Origin of the sequence: Bacteroides sp. An269 (genome assembly GCF_002159755.1) — a bacterium.
In the GTDB taxonomy this organism is placed as follows: Bacteria; Bacteroidota; Bacteroidia; order Bacteroidales; family Bacteroidaceae; genus Phocaeicola; species Phocaeicola intestinalis.
On the sequence record NZ_NFJG01000009.1, the window covers coordinates 21054 to 35434 of the forward strand.

The window sequence follows — 14381 nt, forward strand, 5'->3', positions numbered from 1 at the left end:
AAAGTGAAGACATTCAGAATTGGTGGAGTACATCCAGCAGCTAATAAATTGTCGGCGGGCAAAGCCATCGAACCCCTTGCCCTCCCCCGACAGGCGGTGTTCCCTTTGTCACAACACATCGGCGCACCTGCTACCCCCCTCGTAAAAAAAGGCGATACGGTAAAGGTGGGCACCCGGATAGCAGAAGCAGGAGGATTTGTCTCAGCCCCCATCTTCTCGTCCGTATCTGGCAAGGTGAACAAGATAGATAGCGTCATTGATGCCAGCGGCTATCGTAAGCCCGCCATCTATATCGATGTGGAAGGTGATGAATGGGAGCCGGACATCGACCGCAGCACCACTCTCCTAAAAACATGCGACCTCAGCCCCGAGGAAATCGTGTCACGTATTAAAGAAGCCGGCATCGTAGGCATGGGCGGTGCCTGTTTTCCCACACACGTCAAGCTCAGCCCTCCGGCAGGATGCAAGGCAACTTGCGTCATTATCAACGGCGTGGAATGTGAACCTTATCTGACCGCCGACCACCGGCTGATGCTGGAAAAGCCCGATGAAATATTGGTAGGCATCTGCATCCTGATGAAGGCCGCCAAGGTTAATCGTGCTTACATCGCCATCGAAAACAACAAGCCAGATGCCATCCGCCTGCTTTCCGAAAAAGCCAAGGCTTATGCAGGTATCGAAGTGGTTCCTCTGCAAGTAAAATATCCCCAAGGGGGCGAAAAGCAATTGATTGACGCTGTTATCCGCCGGCAAGTGCCAGCTCCTCCTGCATTGCCCATCCATGTAGGTGCCATCGTACAAAACGTAGGCACGGTATTTGCCATCTACGAAGCAGTACAAAAACATAAGCCCCTCTTCGAACGCATTGTAACCGTCACAGGTAAGTCGCTCAAGACTCCTTCCAATTTTCTTACCCGACTGGGCACTCCGATGAGCCAGTTGATAGAAGCAGCCGGAGGTATGCCCGAAGATACCGGCAAGGTAATCGGAGGAGGTCCGATGATGGGAAAAGCACTGATGAGCACCGACATACCTATATGCAAAGGAAGTTCGGGCGTACTGCTGATGAACGAACATGAAGCACGCCGTGCAACTCCTCAACCTTGTATCCGTTGCGCCAAATGTGTAAGTGTATGCCCAATGGGACTGGAACCTTACCTGCTTGCCACCTGTTCGGCACATGGCGATTGGGACCGCGTGGAACACGAACAGATTATGTCGTGCATCGAATGCGGATCGTGCCAGTTCACCTGTCCCTCACACCGCCCGATACTCGATAATATCCGGTTGGGAAAAGGCAAAGTCGGCGCCATCATCCGCGCACGCAACACCAAAAAGTGAATTATAAGTTGAAAATGATAAATTGTAAAATATAAATGGAAAATAAACTCATCGTATCTTTATCGCCTCACGTGCATAGCGGCGATAGCATCCAACGCAATATGTATGGCGTGCTGATAGCGCTCATCCCCGCCTTGCTCGTATCGTTCTTCGTGTTCGGACTAGGGGCTATCATTGTCACGCTCACTTCGGTAACAGCCTGCCTCTTCTTCGAATGGGCCATCACAAAATACATCCTGAAGCGCGATGGAAACACCCTTTGGGATGGTTCCGCCGCCATCACCGGCATCTTACTGGCATTCAATCTACCTTCCAACCTGCCTATATGGATTGTCGTCATCGGTGCCCTCGTGGCTATCGGTATCGGCAAGATGACTTTTGGCGGACTAGGGTGCAATCCGTTCAATCCGGCACTCATCGGCCGTGTATTCCTGCTCATCTCTTTCCCCGTACAAATGACCTCGTGGCCTCAAGCCGGACAATGGGGAGCTTACCTTGATGCCGAAACCGGAGCAACTCCGCTTGCCCTGATGAAGCAAGCCATCAAGTCGGGCGACCCTTCCGTATTGAACGACCTGCCCAGCAGCCTGCTCCTGTTAATAGGTTTTCCTGAAAATTGTCAGGCAGGAGCCGGATGTCTGGGAGAAATCTGTGCCCTTGCCCTGCTTCTCGGACTGGCTTATATGTTGTGGAAAAAAATCATCTCGTGGCACATACCGATATCCATCCTTGCTACCGTATTCGTTTTTTCGGGACTGATGCACCTGGCGAATCCCGTCTATGCCTCGCCCGTACAACATCTGCTCACCGGAGGATTGATGTTGGGAGCCATTTTTATGGCAACCGATTACGTAACCTCGCCGATGAGCCATAAAGGAATGCTCGTCTACGGCGTGTGCATCGGTTTCCTTACGGTAGTCATCCGCACCTTCGGAGCATATCCCGAAGGCATGTCATTCGCCATCCTGATTATGAATGCATTCACTCCGTTAATCAACACTTATTGTAAACCCAAACGCTATGGGGAGGTAGCAAAAAAATGAAAAAACTGGAATCGTCATTGAAAAATATGATCCTGTCGCTGACTGGATTTTCTATTGTAGCCGGTGGATTGCTGGGCTGGGTCAATGCAGCTACTGCCGAGCCTATTGCCCAGGCCAATGCCAAAGCTCTGAGCGATGCCATAGCCGTGGTGATACCGGGATTTGACAACAATCCTGCCGAAGAAGCGGAAACAGTAGAAGTAGAAGGCACCACCTACAAGATATATCCTGCCACGCAAGGGGGCAAGCCCATCGGAGCAGCCGTAGAAGCTTCGGCAAATGGATTCGGCGGTACCCTCACCGTACTGGTAGGTTTCGATACCGAAGGCAACATCATCGACTATTCCCTGCTCAGCCATGCAGAAACTCCGGGACTAGGTTCGAAAGCCTCCGACTGGTTTAAGAAAGGAGCCAAAGGAGACATTACCGGTAAAAACCCCGGCACCCAATCCCTCACAGTAAGCAAGGATGGAGGCGAAATAGATGCCATTACCGCTTCCACCATCACTTCACGTGCCTTCCTGCAGGCAGTAAACAATGCCTGGTCTGCCTATATGAACGGCCAAGTAGATGCCACCAGTGGAGCTTCCCAACAACATTAACAAGAAAGGAGAACATTATGAACAATTTTAAGATACTGATAAACGGAATCGTCAAGGAAAACCCCACGTTCGTGCTCCTGCTAGGCATGTGTCCTACGCTGGGAACAACCTCATCCGCCCTCAATGGAATGGGTATGGGACTCGCCACAATGTTCGTGCTCATCTGTTCCAACTTTGCTATCTCCGGCATCAAAAACCTTGTGCCCGACATGGTACGCATTCCCATCTTTGTCGTGGTTATTGCTTCCTTCGTTACCATCTTGCAAATGCTGATGCAGGCTTATGTACCCGCACTCTACGCCACACTGGGACTGTTCATTCCCCTTATCGTAGTCAACTGTATCCTGCTGGGACGCGCCGAAGCTTTTGCCTGCAAGCATACTCCGATAGCCTCTCTTTTCGATGGACTGGGCATCGGCCTGGGCTTCACCATTGCACTTACCTTACTAGGCGGTGTGCGTGAATTTTTAGGCACAGGCAAACTGTTCGGCATTTCCATCCTGCCCGAACAATATGGCATGCTGGTCTTCGTTCTGGCTCCGGGTGCTTTCATCGCCTTGGGATATCTCATTGCGATTGTAAACAGATTAAAAAAGAATAATTAAAGAGTTCAGAGAGCCCATACTCCGCAGATGCAGCTCGACCATCGGCATTAACTTCTTAAACTCTAAAATAAAAAACAACAAACCATGGAATATATCCTTATATTTATCACCGCTATCTTTGTGAACAACATCGTGTTGTCGCAATTCCTCGGAATTTGTCCTTTCCTGGGTGTATCGAAGAAAGTAGAAACAGCAATGGGTATGGGAGCTGCCGTAGCCTTTGTGCTCACGCTTTCCACCATCGTCACTTACGTCATCCAGAAATTCGTACTCGACCCATTCGGACTAGCTTATCTGCAAACCATTGCTTTTATCCTTGTCATCGCCGCGCTGGTACAGATGGTCGAAATCATCTTGAAAAAAGTGTCACCGGCACTCTATCAGGCATTGGGCGTGTTTCTGCCGCTTATCACCACCAACTGTTGCATCCTGGGTGTAGCCATTCTGGTCATCCAAAAAGATTTCGACCTGCTGACAGGCGTGGTCTATGCTTTCTCTACAGCCTTGGGATTTGCCCTTGCCCTGATAGTTTTTGCCGGCATCCGCGAACAGCTTAGTCTGGTCAATATCCCGAAAGGAATGCAAGGAATGTCTATTGCGCTGATTACTGCCGGCCTGCTGGCAATGGCATTTATGGGTTTTTCGGGTGTCGACAAAGGACTTGCTGCCCTGATGGGACTCTGACACAGGTTTTACATATAAGCCAATTGTCCCTATTACAAAATACAATGTCTACCATTTGTCTGCCCAAGCAGAATCAAAATGAAAGGCACTTCCTTTGCCTGCATATCATATATTCATCGGTCATTGCAAATATATGCAACGGCCGGTGAATATACCTTCGTTTTGAGAATAAGCCTCCTGACCAAATGAGAACATTTTACAAGACCAAACAAAAAAAGCTAAGGCTTTTTTAAACCAAATCGTTTGCCTGTTTGTTTTATTGTCAGTACATTTGTTCTGCTTGCACAAGTAAGCAGAAAACTTAAACAAATTGGCAATGAAAAAAATTCTGACCATCATCCTGCTGGGCACACTTGTCACAGTGGCACAAGCCCAACGCATACTCACACTGGACAGCTGCAGAAACCTTGCCCTAGCAAACAACAAGGAGCTGCGCATCGCACAGGAAAAAATAAACGCGGCACATTATCAACAAAAAGCCGCTTTCACCAATTTCCTGCCCAAAATAAACGTGACGGGCACTTATATGCGCACGCAAAAGGAAATCTCTCTGCTCAGCAATGAACAACAGCAAGCCATCGGAAACATGGGAACAGCTCTTGCCCCTCAACTCCAACAACTGGGTGCACAGATGCAACAGATAGCAGCCACACATCCCGAACTGCTCCCCTTGCTCACCCCCCTTTCGGGCGTAATGGGGCAGATACCCGATGCACTGAATGGCGTAGGTGGAAGCATCGTAGACGCGTTCCGCACAGACACACGTAACCTCTATGCTGGTGCTGCCACCCTGACCCAACCCCTCTTCATGGGCGGAAAAATCATTGCATACAACAAAATCACCCGCTATGCCGAACAGCTTGCCGCCTCGCAACACGCCACAGGAATGCAAGACGTCATCCTGAATACTGACCAGGCTTACTGGCAAGTAGTCTCGCTGGCAAATAAAAAGCATCTCGCTGAAAGTTTTGTGAAACTGGTTCAAAGGCTCGACTCGGATGTAACAAAAATGGTAGAGCAAGGCGTTGCCACTACTGCTGATGCTTTAAGCGTCAGAGTAAAAGTGAACGAAGCGGAAATGACACTGACTCAAGTAGAAGACGGACTTGCCCTGGCAAAAATGGTACTTTGCCAATTGTGCGGAGTTCCGCTCGACACCGATATCCGTCTGGCGGACGAGGATATGAAAGACCTTGCCTTACCAACCACCTATACCGAAAGCAACGTGGGTACAGCACTTGCCAACCGCGAAGAATTGAAAAGTCTGGAACTTGCCGAGAAAATCTACCGGCAAAAGGTAAACGTGGCACGAGCCGAATTTCTACCCTCCATAGGACTAACCGCCAACTACCTGTTTACCAACCCTTCATTAGTAAATGGATTCGAGAACCGCTTTCGCGGCATGTGGGGCATAGGTGTAGTGGTCAGTATACCGGTATTCCATTGGGGAGAAGGTATTTACAAAGTACGTGCCGCCAAAGCTGAAGCCAACATTGCCCGCTACCGGCTGGACGATGCAAAAGAAAAAATCGAATTACAGGTCACTCAAAGTTCATACAAGGTAAACGAAGCCACCAAGAAACTGGTTATGGCAGAAAAGAATATGGAAAAGGCAGAAGAGAACCTGCGCTACGCCAATTTGGGTTTCCGTGAAGGAGTCATCCCCACCAGCAACGTACTGGAAGCACAGACCGCCTGGCTCTCGGCACAATCGGGAAAGATTGACGCACAAATCGACCTGAAAATGAGCGAAATCTATTTGAACAAATCAATGGGAACACTAAAATAAGACAAACAATATGGCAGAAAGAACGCAACGCAACAACATCATGCTGGCATTCATTACACTCGTAGCAGTGGTATTGATTGTAAGCATTATCGGCTTCATCACTTTCCGGAAAGGTACTGAAATCATACAAGGACAAGCCGAAGCCAACGAATATCGTGTATCGAGCAAAGTGCCCGGACGTATCCTGAAAATTTTCGTAGACGAGGGAGATGCAGTGAAAGCCGGTGATACCCTTGCTATCCTCGAAGCGCCCGATGTAATGGCGAAACTCTCGCAAGCGGAAGCCTTGGAACAGGCTGCCCAAGCGCTGAATGAAAAAGCCGAACGTGGCACCCGTGCCGAACAATTGCAAGCCGCCTACGAAATGTGGCAAAAAGCCAAAGCAGGCCTGGAAATCGCCGAAAAATCATACCAACGGGTAAACCGCCTGTACGAAGAAGGAGTGATGTCGGCACAAAAGCGCGATGAAACCAAAGCACAATATGACGCAATGGTGGCCACCGAACGTGCTGCCAAAGCTCAATATACAATGGCAAAAAACGGAGCACAACGGGAAGACAAGTTGATGACTGCCGCCAAGGTGCGCCAAGCGGAAGGTGCTGTGGCTGAAGTAAATTCATATGTCAGCGAAACGTATCTCACGGCATCTGCCGATGGAGAAGTGACGGAGATATTCCCTAAGGTAGGCGAACTGGTCGGCACCGGAGCACCCATCATGAATGTAGCCCAACTGGATGACATGTGGGTGACGTTTAACGTGCGTGAAGACTATCTGAAAGATTTCCACGTAGGGGGCGAGATTTCGGCGTTTATCCCGGCATTGGAAAAAGACGCCACATTTAAAGTGACCTATATGAAAGACTTAGGCACTTATGCCGCATGGAAGGCGACCAAGACCACCGGCGGTTTCGACCTGAAGACATTCGAAATTAAAGCCAAGCCCGTACAGCCGGTAGAGAACCTGCGGCCGGGCATGTCGGCGATAGTTAAAAAGTGAGTTTTTAAGTTTTTGAGTTCTTAAGTTTTTGAGTTGATAATAGAAAAAACTTACAAACCAACAAACTTAAGAACCCAAAAACTCAAAAACTTAAAAACTTAAGAACTCAAAAACTTATGCACACAACCATTCATAAACGCCTGTACCGTATAGCCGTACGCGAACTGCGGCACATCGCGACCCGGCCGATTTACCTCTTCTGCATGGTAATAGCACCGGTATTCTGCTACGTGTTCTTTACCACGCTGATGGCAAACGGCTTGCCTACAAACATGCCCGCAGGTGTTGTGGATATGGACAATACGGCGACTACGCGAAGCATCATCCGCAATTTGGATGCATTCCAGCAAACGCATGTCACGGCTCGTTATGCAAATTTCCACGAAGCACGCAAGGCGGTCCAGCGTGGCGAGATTTATGCTTTTTATTACATACCCGAAGGCACCACCGAGGAAGCTATCTCCGGAAGGCAGCCCCGCGTGTCGTTTTACATCAATTACGCGTACCTCATCGCAGGGTCGTTGCTGTACCGCGACCAGCGCACGATGTCGGAACTTGCTTCGGGTGCCATCGGGCAGAGCACGCTTTTAGCCAAGGGGGCTACCGAAGAGCAGGCAATGGCGTTTCTCCAGCCCGTCGTTATTGACACCCATGCGTTGAACAATCCGTGGCTGAATTATTCGGTGTATTTGTGCAATACCTTATTGCCGGGCATCCTGATGTTGCTCATTTTCCTGACCACCTCGTATGCGTTAGGCATGGAGCTGAAGGAAAATACGGCACACGTCCTGATGCGTCTGGCAGACAATTCCATCAGCACGGCATTGGTAGGGAAACTCTTGCCGCATACGGTTATCTTCTTTATCGTGACCGTATTCTATAATGTCTATCTGTACGGGTTCTTGCATTATCCTTGCAATAGCGGCATTTTCCCGATGCTTCTTGCGGGATTGTTGCTGGTGCTGGCTTCGCAGGCGGTCGGCATCTTTTTCTTTGGCATGTTCGGCACCCTCCGCCTTGCCTTGAGTGCGGCTTCGTTATGGGGAGTCATTTCATTTTCCATCTCCGGCTTTACCTTTCCGGTCATGGCGATGCATCCCGTCTTGCAAGGGCTGGCGGTTTTATTCCCCTTACGGCATTATTTCCTGATATATGTAAACCTTGCCTTAAACGGTTATCCGCTCGTCTACGTATGGCAACCCATAGTGGCGCTTTTGCTTTTCCTGCTTCTTCCGTTCTTTGTGCTGAAGAAGTTGCGCACGGAAATGTTGCACTATGTATATATCCCCTAAAACCGATGGATTATGAAAAAATATTCGTTCAGACATACTATAAAGCAGGGCATCGCCGGATTGTTCCATATCTGTAAGGAAGAGCTGAAGATGACCGTCAAAGACCAGGGCGTACTGATTTTTTTCCTCCTTGTGCCTTTGGCGTATCCGCTGGTCTATGCATTCATCTATACCAATGAAGTAGTGCGTGAAGTGCCCGTGGCTGTGGTCGATGCCGACCGTTCTTCCGTGAGCCGCGAATACCTCCGCCGGGTAGACGGAGGTCCGGATGTCCGTATCGTGTCTTATTGTTCCGATATGGAAGAAGCCCGGCTTTTGCTGAAAAAGCAAAAAATATACGGCGTGGTTTATGTTCCCGAAGGTTTTAGCCGTGACTTGGCTTCGGGAGAGCAGGCGCATGTTTCCATCTTTGCCGACATGAGCGGCATGCTTTATTATAAGGCGCTTTTGCTTGCCAATACCGAGGCTTCGCTGGAGATGAACAAGGATATTCAAATCCGGCGTGCGGGCAATACCACCGGGCGGCAGGATGAGATTACGGTCCGCCCGATAGATTACGAAGCGGTATCGCTCTATAATCCGCAGGACGGATTCGCCAGCTTTCTTATCCCTGCCGTGCTTATCCTGATTATCCAGCAGACCTTATTGCTCGGGATAGGTCTGTCGGCGGGTACGGCGCGCGAGAACAACCGTTTCCGGGATTTGGTGCCCATGGTACGCCATTATCAGGGTGCCATCCGCATTATTTTCGGGAAGTCCTTGGCTTATCTTTTGGTCTATCTTGCCGTGGCGGCATATATCCTTTGTGCGGTGCCCAAGATGTTCCGGCTGGTCTTTCTTGCTTCGCCGGATACATTGGCAGCCTTTGTCCTTCCCTACCTGCTGGCATGCATTTTCTTTGCCATGGCATGTTCGTGTCTCATCCGAAGGCGTGAAGACTGCATGATGATATTCGTGTTCACATCGTTGCCTTTGCTGTTCATTTCAGGCATTTCATGGCCTGGAGCGGCAATCCCGGATTTCTGGAAAGCGGTGTCGTGGATATTCCCTTCTACTTTCGGCATCAACGGATATATCCGCATACAGACGATGGGAGCCACACTGAACGATGTCTTGCCCGAATACCGGGCATTATGGATGCAGGCAGGCATTTATTTCCTTCTTACATTCTTCCTCTACCGGAGGGAAATCCTGTTGAGCCGGAAACATGCCTTAAAACGCTTGCATGAGTTCCGGAAGAAGCGGCAGGCGGTGTTGCGGTAAGGTTTATCCTATTTTAATGGGGCACAGATTTTTTTATTTATTCCGTTTGTGTTTTGTGATGTACTTATGATACGGTTTGCGTTATTGTCTATAAAGAACTTCAATAAATGACATAAACTTTATCATGGATAAAAACAACGGTTTAAACGAAAGGGCAGAACGCATCCCTCAACGTACAGTCAATCTATTTGAACAGGTACGGCAAAAAATCATCCTGATTAGAGATTGTCAGGTGATATTAGACGTGGATGTTGCCGAATTATATGGGGTGAGGACAAAAGAAGTCAATCAAGCTGTGCGTAACAATCCGGAGAAGTTTCCGAGTGGATACGTACTTGAGCTTGACAAACAGGAATTTACAGATTTGCGGTCAAATATTTTGACCGCAAATCTATCACCCAAGACCCGTGTCCTCCCCAAAGCGTTCACGGAGAAAGGATTGTATATGCTTGCCACTATCCTGAAAAGTCCGCAAGCTACGCAAGCCACCCTTGCTATCATAGAGACATTTGCCTCTGTGCGCCAGCTCAAGCGTGAATTGCACGCCTTACACGGTGAAACGGATGGCAAGTCGCAGCAATCCAAGATGCAACACATTGGAGAAATGCTTTCAAGCATAGTCATGCCTGACCTGGAAACATCCGAAACAGAATCAAGCCTTGAACTCAATTTCCTGATAGGCAAAATCAAGCATACGGTAAAACGGGTGAAAAGGCAAAATGATGCAGACCATACCGAAGTGGAATGACCACTTGTCATGCTTCATGCAGCCCCTCGATATACTCATACAGCTTCCGGTAGAAGGCGTGGCGCGTCAGGGTGGAGGCATCGCCCAAGATGATGAGCTTCATGCGGGCACGGGTGATGGCTACGTTCATCCGGCGCAAGTCGTTGAGAAACCCGATCTGGCCGTCCTCGTTGGCACGCACCAGACTGATGAGGATTACATCACGCTCCTGTCCCTGGAAACCGTCGACCGTATTGACCGTTATCGAGGAACGGAAGGGCTTGAAGAACGCGTCGCGCCGGAGCAGCTGGCGGAGGTATTGCACTTGTGCCTTGTAAGGGGAAATCAATCCGACATCGATGCGTTCTTCGAGGAACCGTTCCCTGCCGATGCGGGTGATGTAAGATTTCAGTTGGCCGATGGAGAGTTCGGCTTCGGCTTTGTTGATGCGCCCGTAACTTTCGCCTACAAACTCTTCGCCGGCATCCATTCCTTCTGTGTTTATCCATTCGATGGGTGTATCGAAATCGAGGATGCCGCGGTATTTCACTTCGGGAGCCGACTGGAGCATGCCTCCGTAGAACCATTCGGACGAGAAACGCATAATCTCGTCATTCATCCGGTACTGCACTTTCAGGAGCGAAACCGTTTCAGGTTTTTGACGCACGATACATTGCATCAGCGTGTCACCCAAACCTCCACGCAAAGCGTCCAAACATTTCACTGTAGGCGGAAGCTGACAATGGTCGCCTGCCAGAATGACGCGGTTTGCCTTACGGATAGCTATCCAACAGGCAGCCTCCAGTGCCTGCGCTGCCTCATCAATGAACAAAGTACCAAATTTCTGCCCCATCAGCAAACGATTAGCACTACCTACAAGCGTACAAGCTATCACCCGTGCCTCAGAAAAAAGAGCGGTATTGATACGCACCTCCAGTTCAGTAGCACGGTCTTTCAACGAATTAATTTTCGTACGGACATCTTCACGATTGCTTGTCTTACGTATCCGGGCATAGAGATCGCGAATAGCACGACGGATACCCCACAGTTGCGGATAGTCAGGATGTGACTCAAAACGGCGTTCATAAGTGAATGAAAGCATTTTGTCGTTCACCCGACTAGGATTTCCGATACGCAACACATTCACTCCTCGGTCTACCAGCTTTTCGCTAATCCAATCCACCGCCATATTGCTCTGTGCACACACCAGCACCTGATTTTCGCGGTGCAGAGTTTCGTAAATTGCCTCAACCAACGTAGTGGTCTTTCCCGTCCCTGGAGGGCCGTGCACGATAGCAACATCCTTGGCATGCAGCACCTTATTGACGGCTTCTTCCTGCGTACGATTCAGCCACGGGAAGCGCACAGGCTGGAAGGTAAAAGCAGAAGCAGGAACAGAACCGTGGAAGATGTCGCGCAACTCCGCCAAACGGTTGTTCTTCGCACCTATCACTTGCTTCAAAGCTTCGAACATCAGGCGGTAACTGGTTTCATCGAAATAAAGCTGTACACCCAGCACATCTTTGCCCTGCAATGCAGCCCAAGCATCGGCATTAGGAAGTGCCACTACCATTCGGTCCTCGTCAACATAACTCACCGTCGCCACAAAGTTGAGGTACGCAAGTTTCCCCATCATGTCCTGCGTAAAAAAGCACACTGGACGCCCATACTCGAACAAGTGTTCTATCTCCTTATCTTCCTTCCGTTCCACTTCCACTACCAACTGATTCAAGGCATTGTAATAATTTCGTCCGATGCTGACGGGATACCAACACATCCCGCGTTTCACCTTCCTGCCTACGCCCATCAATTCAGTCTGTTGGCGAAACTGTTCTTTCTCGTATTCGTACTCCATCCGCAACAAGTCGTATTGATGCTGCAGATACAATACTGGAGAGTGTATCGTAGATTGTTCTTTCATACCCGTAAATGATTTCAAGATACAAAGGTACGAGTTCTCTGAAAAAGAAAGGCTGAATTGTTGATAAATTCCATTATTATCTGTATTTTTACCTGCCAACCAAAAAAACATAGAAGTTATGAAAAAGCAGGCAGATTACATCAAACGCATTGATATTAAAAGGATGTGGGGACGCAAAGACATTTCATGGAACCTGCGCCCCGATGTCAATATCCTAAGCGGTGTGAACGGCATCGGCAAGAGTACTATTCTGAACAACTCCGTCCGAAGTCTGACCGCACTGGAAGGAGGAGCCTTGACTAACGGATTTCAAGAAGGGGTATCATTCAGTTTCTCGCCCGAAGATGCCACATACATCAATTTCGATGTCATCCGCAGCTTCGACCGCCCACTCATCAGCTCGGGCTTACTTGAAAAAATAGGCAACCAAAACGTAAAAACCGAACTCGACTGGCAACTCTACCAATTACAACGCCGCTACTTGGACTATCAGGTAAACATCGGCAACCGCATCATCGAAATGCTGACCAGTGGCGACCCCGCCCAACAAGCCCAGGCACCTGAAATGTCGAAAGCAAAAACACTGTTCCAGGACCTGATAGATGACCTGTTCAGCGACACGGGCAAGAAAATCAACCGCAAAAGCAACGAAATCCTGTTCGAACAAGACGGCGATGAGCTCACCCCTTATCAGCTCTCATCAGGCGAAAAGCAGATGCTGGTTATCCTACTCACCGTATTAGTACAGGACAAACAGCCCTATGCCTTGTTTATGGACGAACCTGAAATATCACTGCATGTAGAATGGCAACAACGCCTCATCACCCTCATCCGTCAACTGAACCCGAACGCACAAATCATCCTGACCACCCACTCGCCAGCTGTCATCATGAACGGCTGGATAGATGCCGTAACCGAAGTGAGCGACATTACCACTCATTAAAAAACAAACACCATGGGAAAAAGACTGACCGACAACTTGTCCTCGATGTATCTGGGCGCAGCCAACAGCCTGAAGCCTAAACACGCGCGGAGAAAAATCGTAGCTTATGTAGAGAGCTATGACGATGTGTCTTTTTGGCGCTCCCTATTGGCTGAGTACGAAAACGAAAACCGTTATTTCGAAGTGATGCTTCCTTCACGAACTTCGCTGGCAAAAGGAAAGAAAAGCGTATTGATGAACCAGTTGGGAAAACAATTAGGAGAAAATATGATAGCCTGTGTAGACAGCGATTACGACTACCTGCTGCAAGGACGCACCCAGACCTCACGTTATATGATAGAAAACCCCTACGTGCTGCAAACCTATGCCTACGCCATCGAAAACTACCATTGCTATGCCGAAGGGCTGCACGAAGTATGCGTCACAGCAACACTGAACGACCATGTCCTGATAGACTTTCCGGCATACCTGAAACTCTACTCACAGATAGCCTATCCGCTTTTCGTATGGTCGGTATGGTTCTACCGCCGGCACAATTTGTCAGAGTTCTCTCTGATGGATTTCTGTTCGTATGTCAAAATAGACCAAGTAGGCATACATCATCCCGAATACAGCCTTGCAGTTATGGCCAAAAAGGTTAACCGCAAACTACGTGACTTGGAGCACCGCCATCCCGAAGGCATTCCCGAAGTGGAAGCGATGAAGGAAGAGTTTAAGCACTTAGGAGTATATCCCGAAAACACCTACATGTTTATCCAAGGACATCACATCCTCGACAATGTAGTGATGCGCCTCCTGACACCGGTATGCACTTATCTGCGGCGCGAACGCGAGCAACAAATCAACGACCTCGCCCTGCATGAAACCCAACGGCGCAACGAACTGACCGCCTACCAGCGCAGCCAGGTCGATGTGGCATTAGTCATACATAAAAACACCAACTATAAAGAGTCGCCCACTTACCAGATGATACGGCGGGACGTAGAAAAATTCCTGCGGATAATCAAGGCATAAGCCGTACTATCACCTACGAGGGTCGGTATCACATGCCCCTTAAATCAAATATAAAAATAGGAATATCCGCATTTTGCCCAATTGTTCGTAAGGGCGTATCGCATACGCCTTGAAAATGTCCGTGTGGATAAGTTGCTACATTCGGGTATATGCAATATGC

The 14381-nt window shown here is 49.0% G+C and carries 13 protein-coding genes; 12 read left to right on the forward strand and 1 reads right to left on the reverse strand.

Translation table 11 applies throughout. From position 1 onward, the window contains the following. Positions 1-3 precede the first annotated feature (3 nt). The 10 genes from rsxC to B5F71_RS03595 all read left to right on the forward strand — a co-directional run bounded on the left by rsxC (position 4) and on the right by B5F71_RS03595 (position 10364). On the forward strand, positions 4-1341 hold the full coding sequence (gene rsxC, locus B5F71_RS03550; RefSeq protein ID WP_022041066.1) for an electron transport complex subunit RsxC: 1338 nt from the start codon (positions 4-6) through the stop codon (positions 1339-1341). 35 nt (positions 1342-1376) lie between these two features. Further along, positions 1377-2384 (forward strand): RnfABCDGE type electron transport complex subunit D, encoded by a 1008-nt coding sequence (locus B5F71_RS03555; RefSeq protein WP_087207732.1) that lies wholly within the window; start codon positions 1377-1379, stop codon positions 2382-2384. Continuing rightward, positions 2381-2986 carry an RnfABCDGE type electron transport complex subunit G gene (locus tag B5F71_RS03560; RefSeq protein WP_022041068.1) on the forward strand — a complete coding sequence of 202 codons (606 nt, stop codon included), beginning with the start codon at positions 2381-2383 and terminating at the stop codon, positions 2984-2986. The genes B5F71_RS03555 and B5F71_RS03560 overlap by 4 nt, the downstream gene beginning before the upstream one ends. A 17-nt stretch (positions 2987-3003) precedes the next feature. Further along, entirely contained in the window at positions 3004-3591 is a 588-nt protein-coding gene (locus tag B5F71_RS03565) for an electron transport complex subunit E (RefSeq protein WP_022041069.1), read from the forward strand. Between the two features lie 84 nt (positions 3592-3675). Continuing rightward, positions 3676-4275 carry an electron transport complex subunit RsxA gene (gene rsxA / locus B5F71_RS03570; protein ID WP_022041070.1) on the forward strand — a complete coding sequence of 200 codons (600 nt, stop codon included), beginning with the start codon at positions 3676-3678 and terminating at the stop codon, positions 4273-4275. A 316-nt stretch (positions 4276-4591) separates the two neighbouring features. Then, positions 4592-6064 carry a TolC family protein gene (locus B5F71_RS03575; protein WP_087207734.1) on the forward strand — a complete coding sequence of 491 codons (1473 nt, stop codon included), beginning with the start codon at positions 4592-4594 and terminating at the stop codon, positions 6062-6064. 10 nt (positions 6065-6074) lie between these two features. Next, entirely contained in the window at positions 6075-7061 is a 987-nt protein-coding gene (locus tag B5F71_RS03580; RefSeq protein ID WP_087207736.1) for an HlyD family secretion protein, read from the forward strand. Positions 7062-7177: 116 nt separating this feature from the next. After that, entirely contained in the window at positions 7178-8353 is a 1176-nt protein-coding gene (locus tag B5F71_RS03585; RefSeq protein ID WP_087207738.1) for an ABC transporter permease, read from the forward strand. A 12-nt stretch (positions 8354-8365) separates the two neighbouring features. Next, entirely contained in the window at positions 8366-9616 is a 1251-nt protein-coding gene (locus B5F71_RS03590) for an ABC transporter permease (protein WP_087207740.1), read from the forward strand. A 124-nt stretch (positions 9617-9740) separates the two neighbouring features. After that, entirely contained in the window at positions 9741-10364 is a 624-nt protein-coding gene (locus tag B5F71_RS03595) for an ORF6N domain-containing protein (RefSeq protein WP_087207742.1), read from the forward strand. A gap of 7 nt (positions 10365-10371) precedes the next feature. Here the strand turns inward: B5F71_RS03595 and B5F71_RS03600 are convergent, their stop codons facing one another. Beyond that, the gene (locus B5F71_RS03600; RefSeq protein ID WP_087207778.1) at positions 10372-12264 is read right to left on the reverse strand and encodes an AAA domain-containing protein; all 1893 of its coding nucleotides are present in this window, start codon (positions 12262-12264) and stop codon (positions 10372-10374) included. Positions 12265-12382: 118 nt separating this feature from the next. On the opposite strand from B5F71_RS03600, the gene B5F71_RS03605 reads away from it, so the two are divergent. Together B5F71_RS03605 and B5F71_RS03610 are read left to right on the forward strand one after the other, a co-directional pair. Then, the gene (locus B5F71_RS03605; protein WP_022041077.1) at positions 12383-13207 is read left to right on the forward strand and encodes an ATP-binding protein; all 825 of its coding nucleotides are present in this window, start codon (positions 12383-12385) and stop codon (positions 13205-13207) included. A gap of 12 nt (positions 13208-13219) precedes the next feature. After that, positions 13220-14221, forward strand: a complete 1002-nt coding sequence (locus B5F71_RS03610) for a DUF4435 domain-containing protein (RefSeq protein ID WP_022041078.1) — start codon at positions 13220-13222, stop codon at positions 14219-14221. Positions 14222-14381: the final 160 nt, after the last annotated feature.

Bases quoted from the DNA above. Each gene is read 5' to 3' on its own strand.
- B5F71_RS03605 (WP_022041077.1), top strand. From the start codon at position 12,383: ATGAAAAAGCAGGCAGATTACATCAAACGCATTGATATTAAAAGGATG.
- B5F71_RS03590 (WP_087207740.1), top strand. From the start codon at position 8,366: ATGAAAAAATATTCGTTCAGACATACTATAAAGCAGGGCATCGCCGGA.
- B5F71_RS03600 (WP_087207778.1), bottom strand. From the start codon at position 12,264: ATGAAAGAACAATCTACGATACACTCTCCAGTATTGTATCTGCAGCAT.
- B5F71_RS03610 (WP_022041078.1), top strand. From the start codon at position 13,220: ATGGGAAAAAGACTGACCGACAACTTGTCCTCGATGTATCTGGGCGCA.
- rsxA (WP_022041070.1), top strand. From the start codon at position 3,676: ATGGAATATATCCTTATATTTATCACCGCTATCTTTGTGAACAACATC.
- B5F71_RS03555 (WP_087207732.1), top strand. From the start codon at position 1,377: ATGGAAAATAAACTCATCGTATCTTTATCGCCTCACGTGCATAGCGGC.
- B5F71_RS03585 (WP_087207738.1), top strand. From the start codon at position 7,178: ATGCACACAACCATTCATAAACGCCTGTACCGTATAGCCGTACGCGAA.
- B5F71_RS03580 (WP_087207736.1), top strand. From the start codon at position 6,075: ATGGCAGAAAGAACGCAACGCAACAACATCATGCTGGCATTCATTACA.
- B5F71_RS03565 (WP_022041069.1), top strand. From the start codon at position 3,004: ATGAACAATTTTAAGATACTGATAAACGGAATCGTCAAGGAAAACCCC.
- B5F71_RS03595 (WP_087207742.1), top strand. From the start codon at position 9,741: ATGGATAAAAACAACGGTTTAAACGAAAGGGCAGAACGCATCCCTCAA.
- B5F71_RS03575 (WP_087207734.1), top strand. From the start codon at position 4,592: ATGAAAAAAATTCTGACCATCATCCTGCTGGGCACACTTGTCACAGTG.
- B5F71_RS03560 (WP_022041068.1), top strand. From the start codon at position 2,381: ATGAAAAAACTGGAATCGTCATTGAAAAATATGATCCTGTCGCTGACT.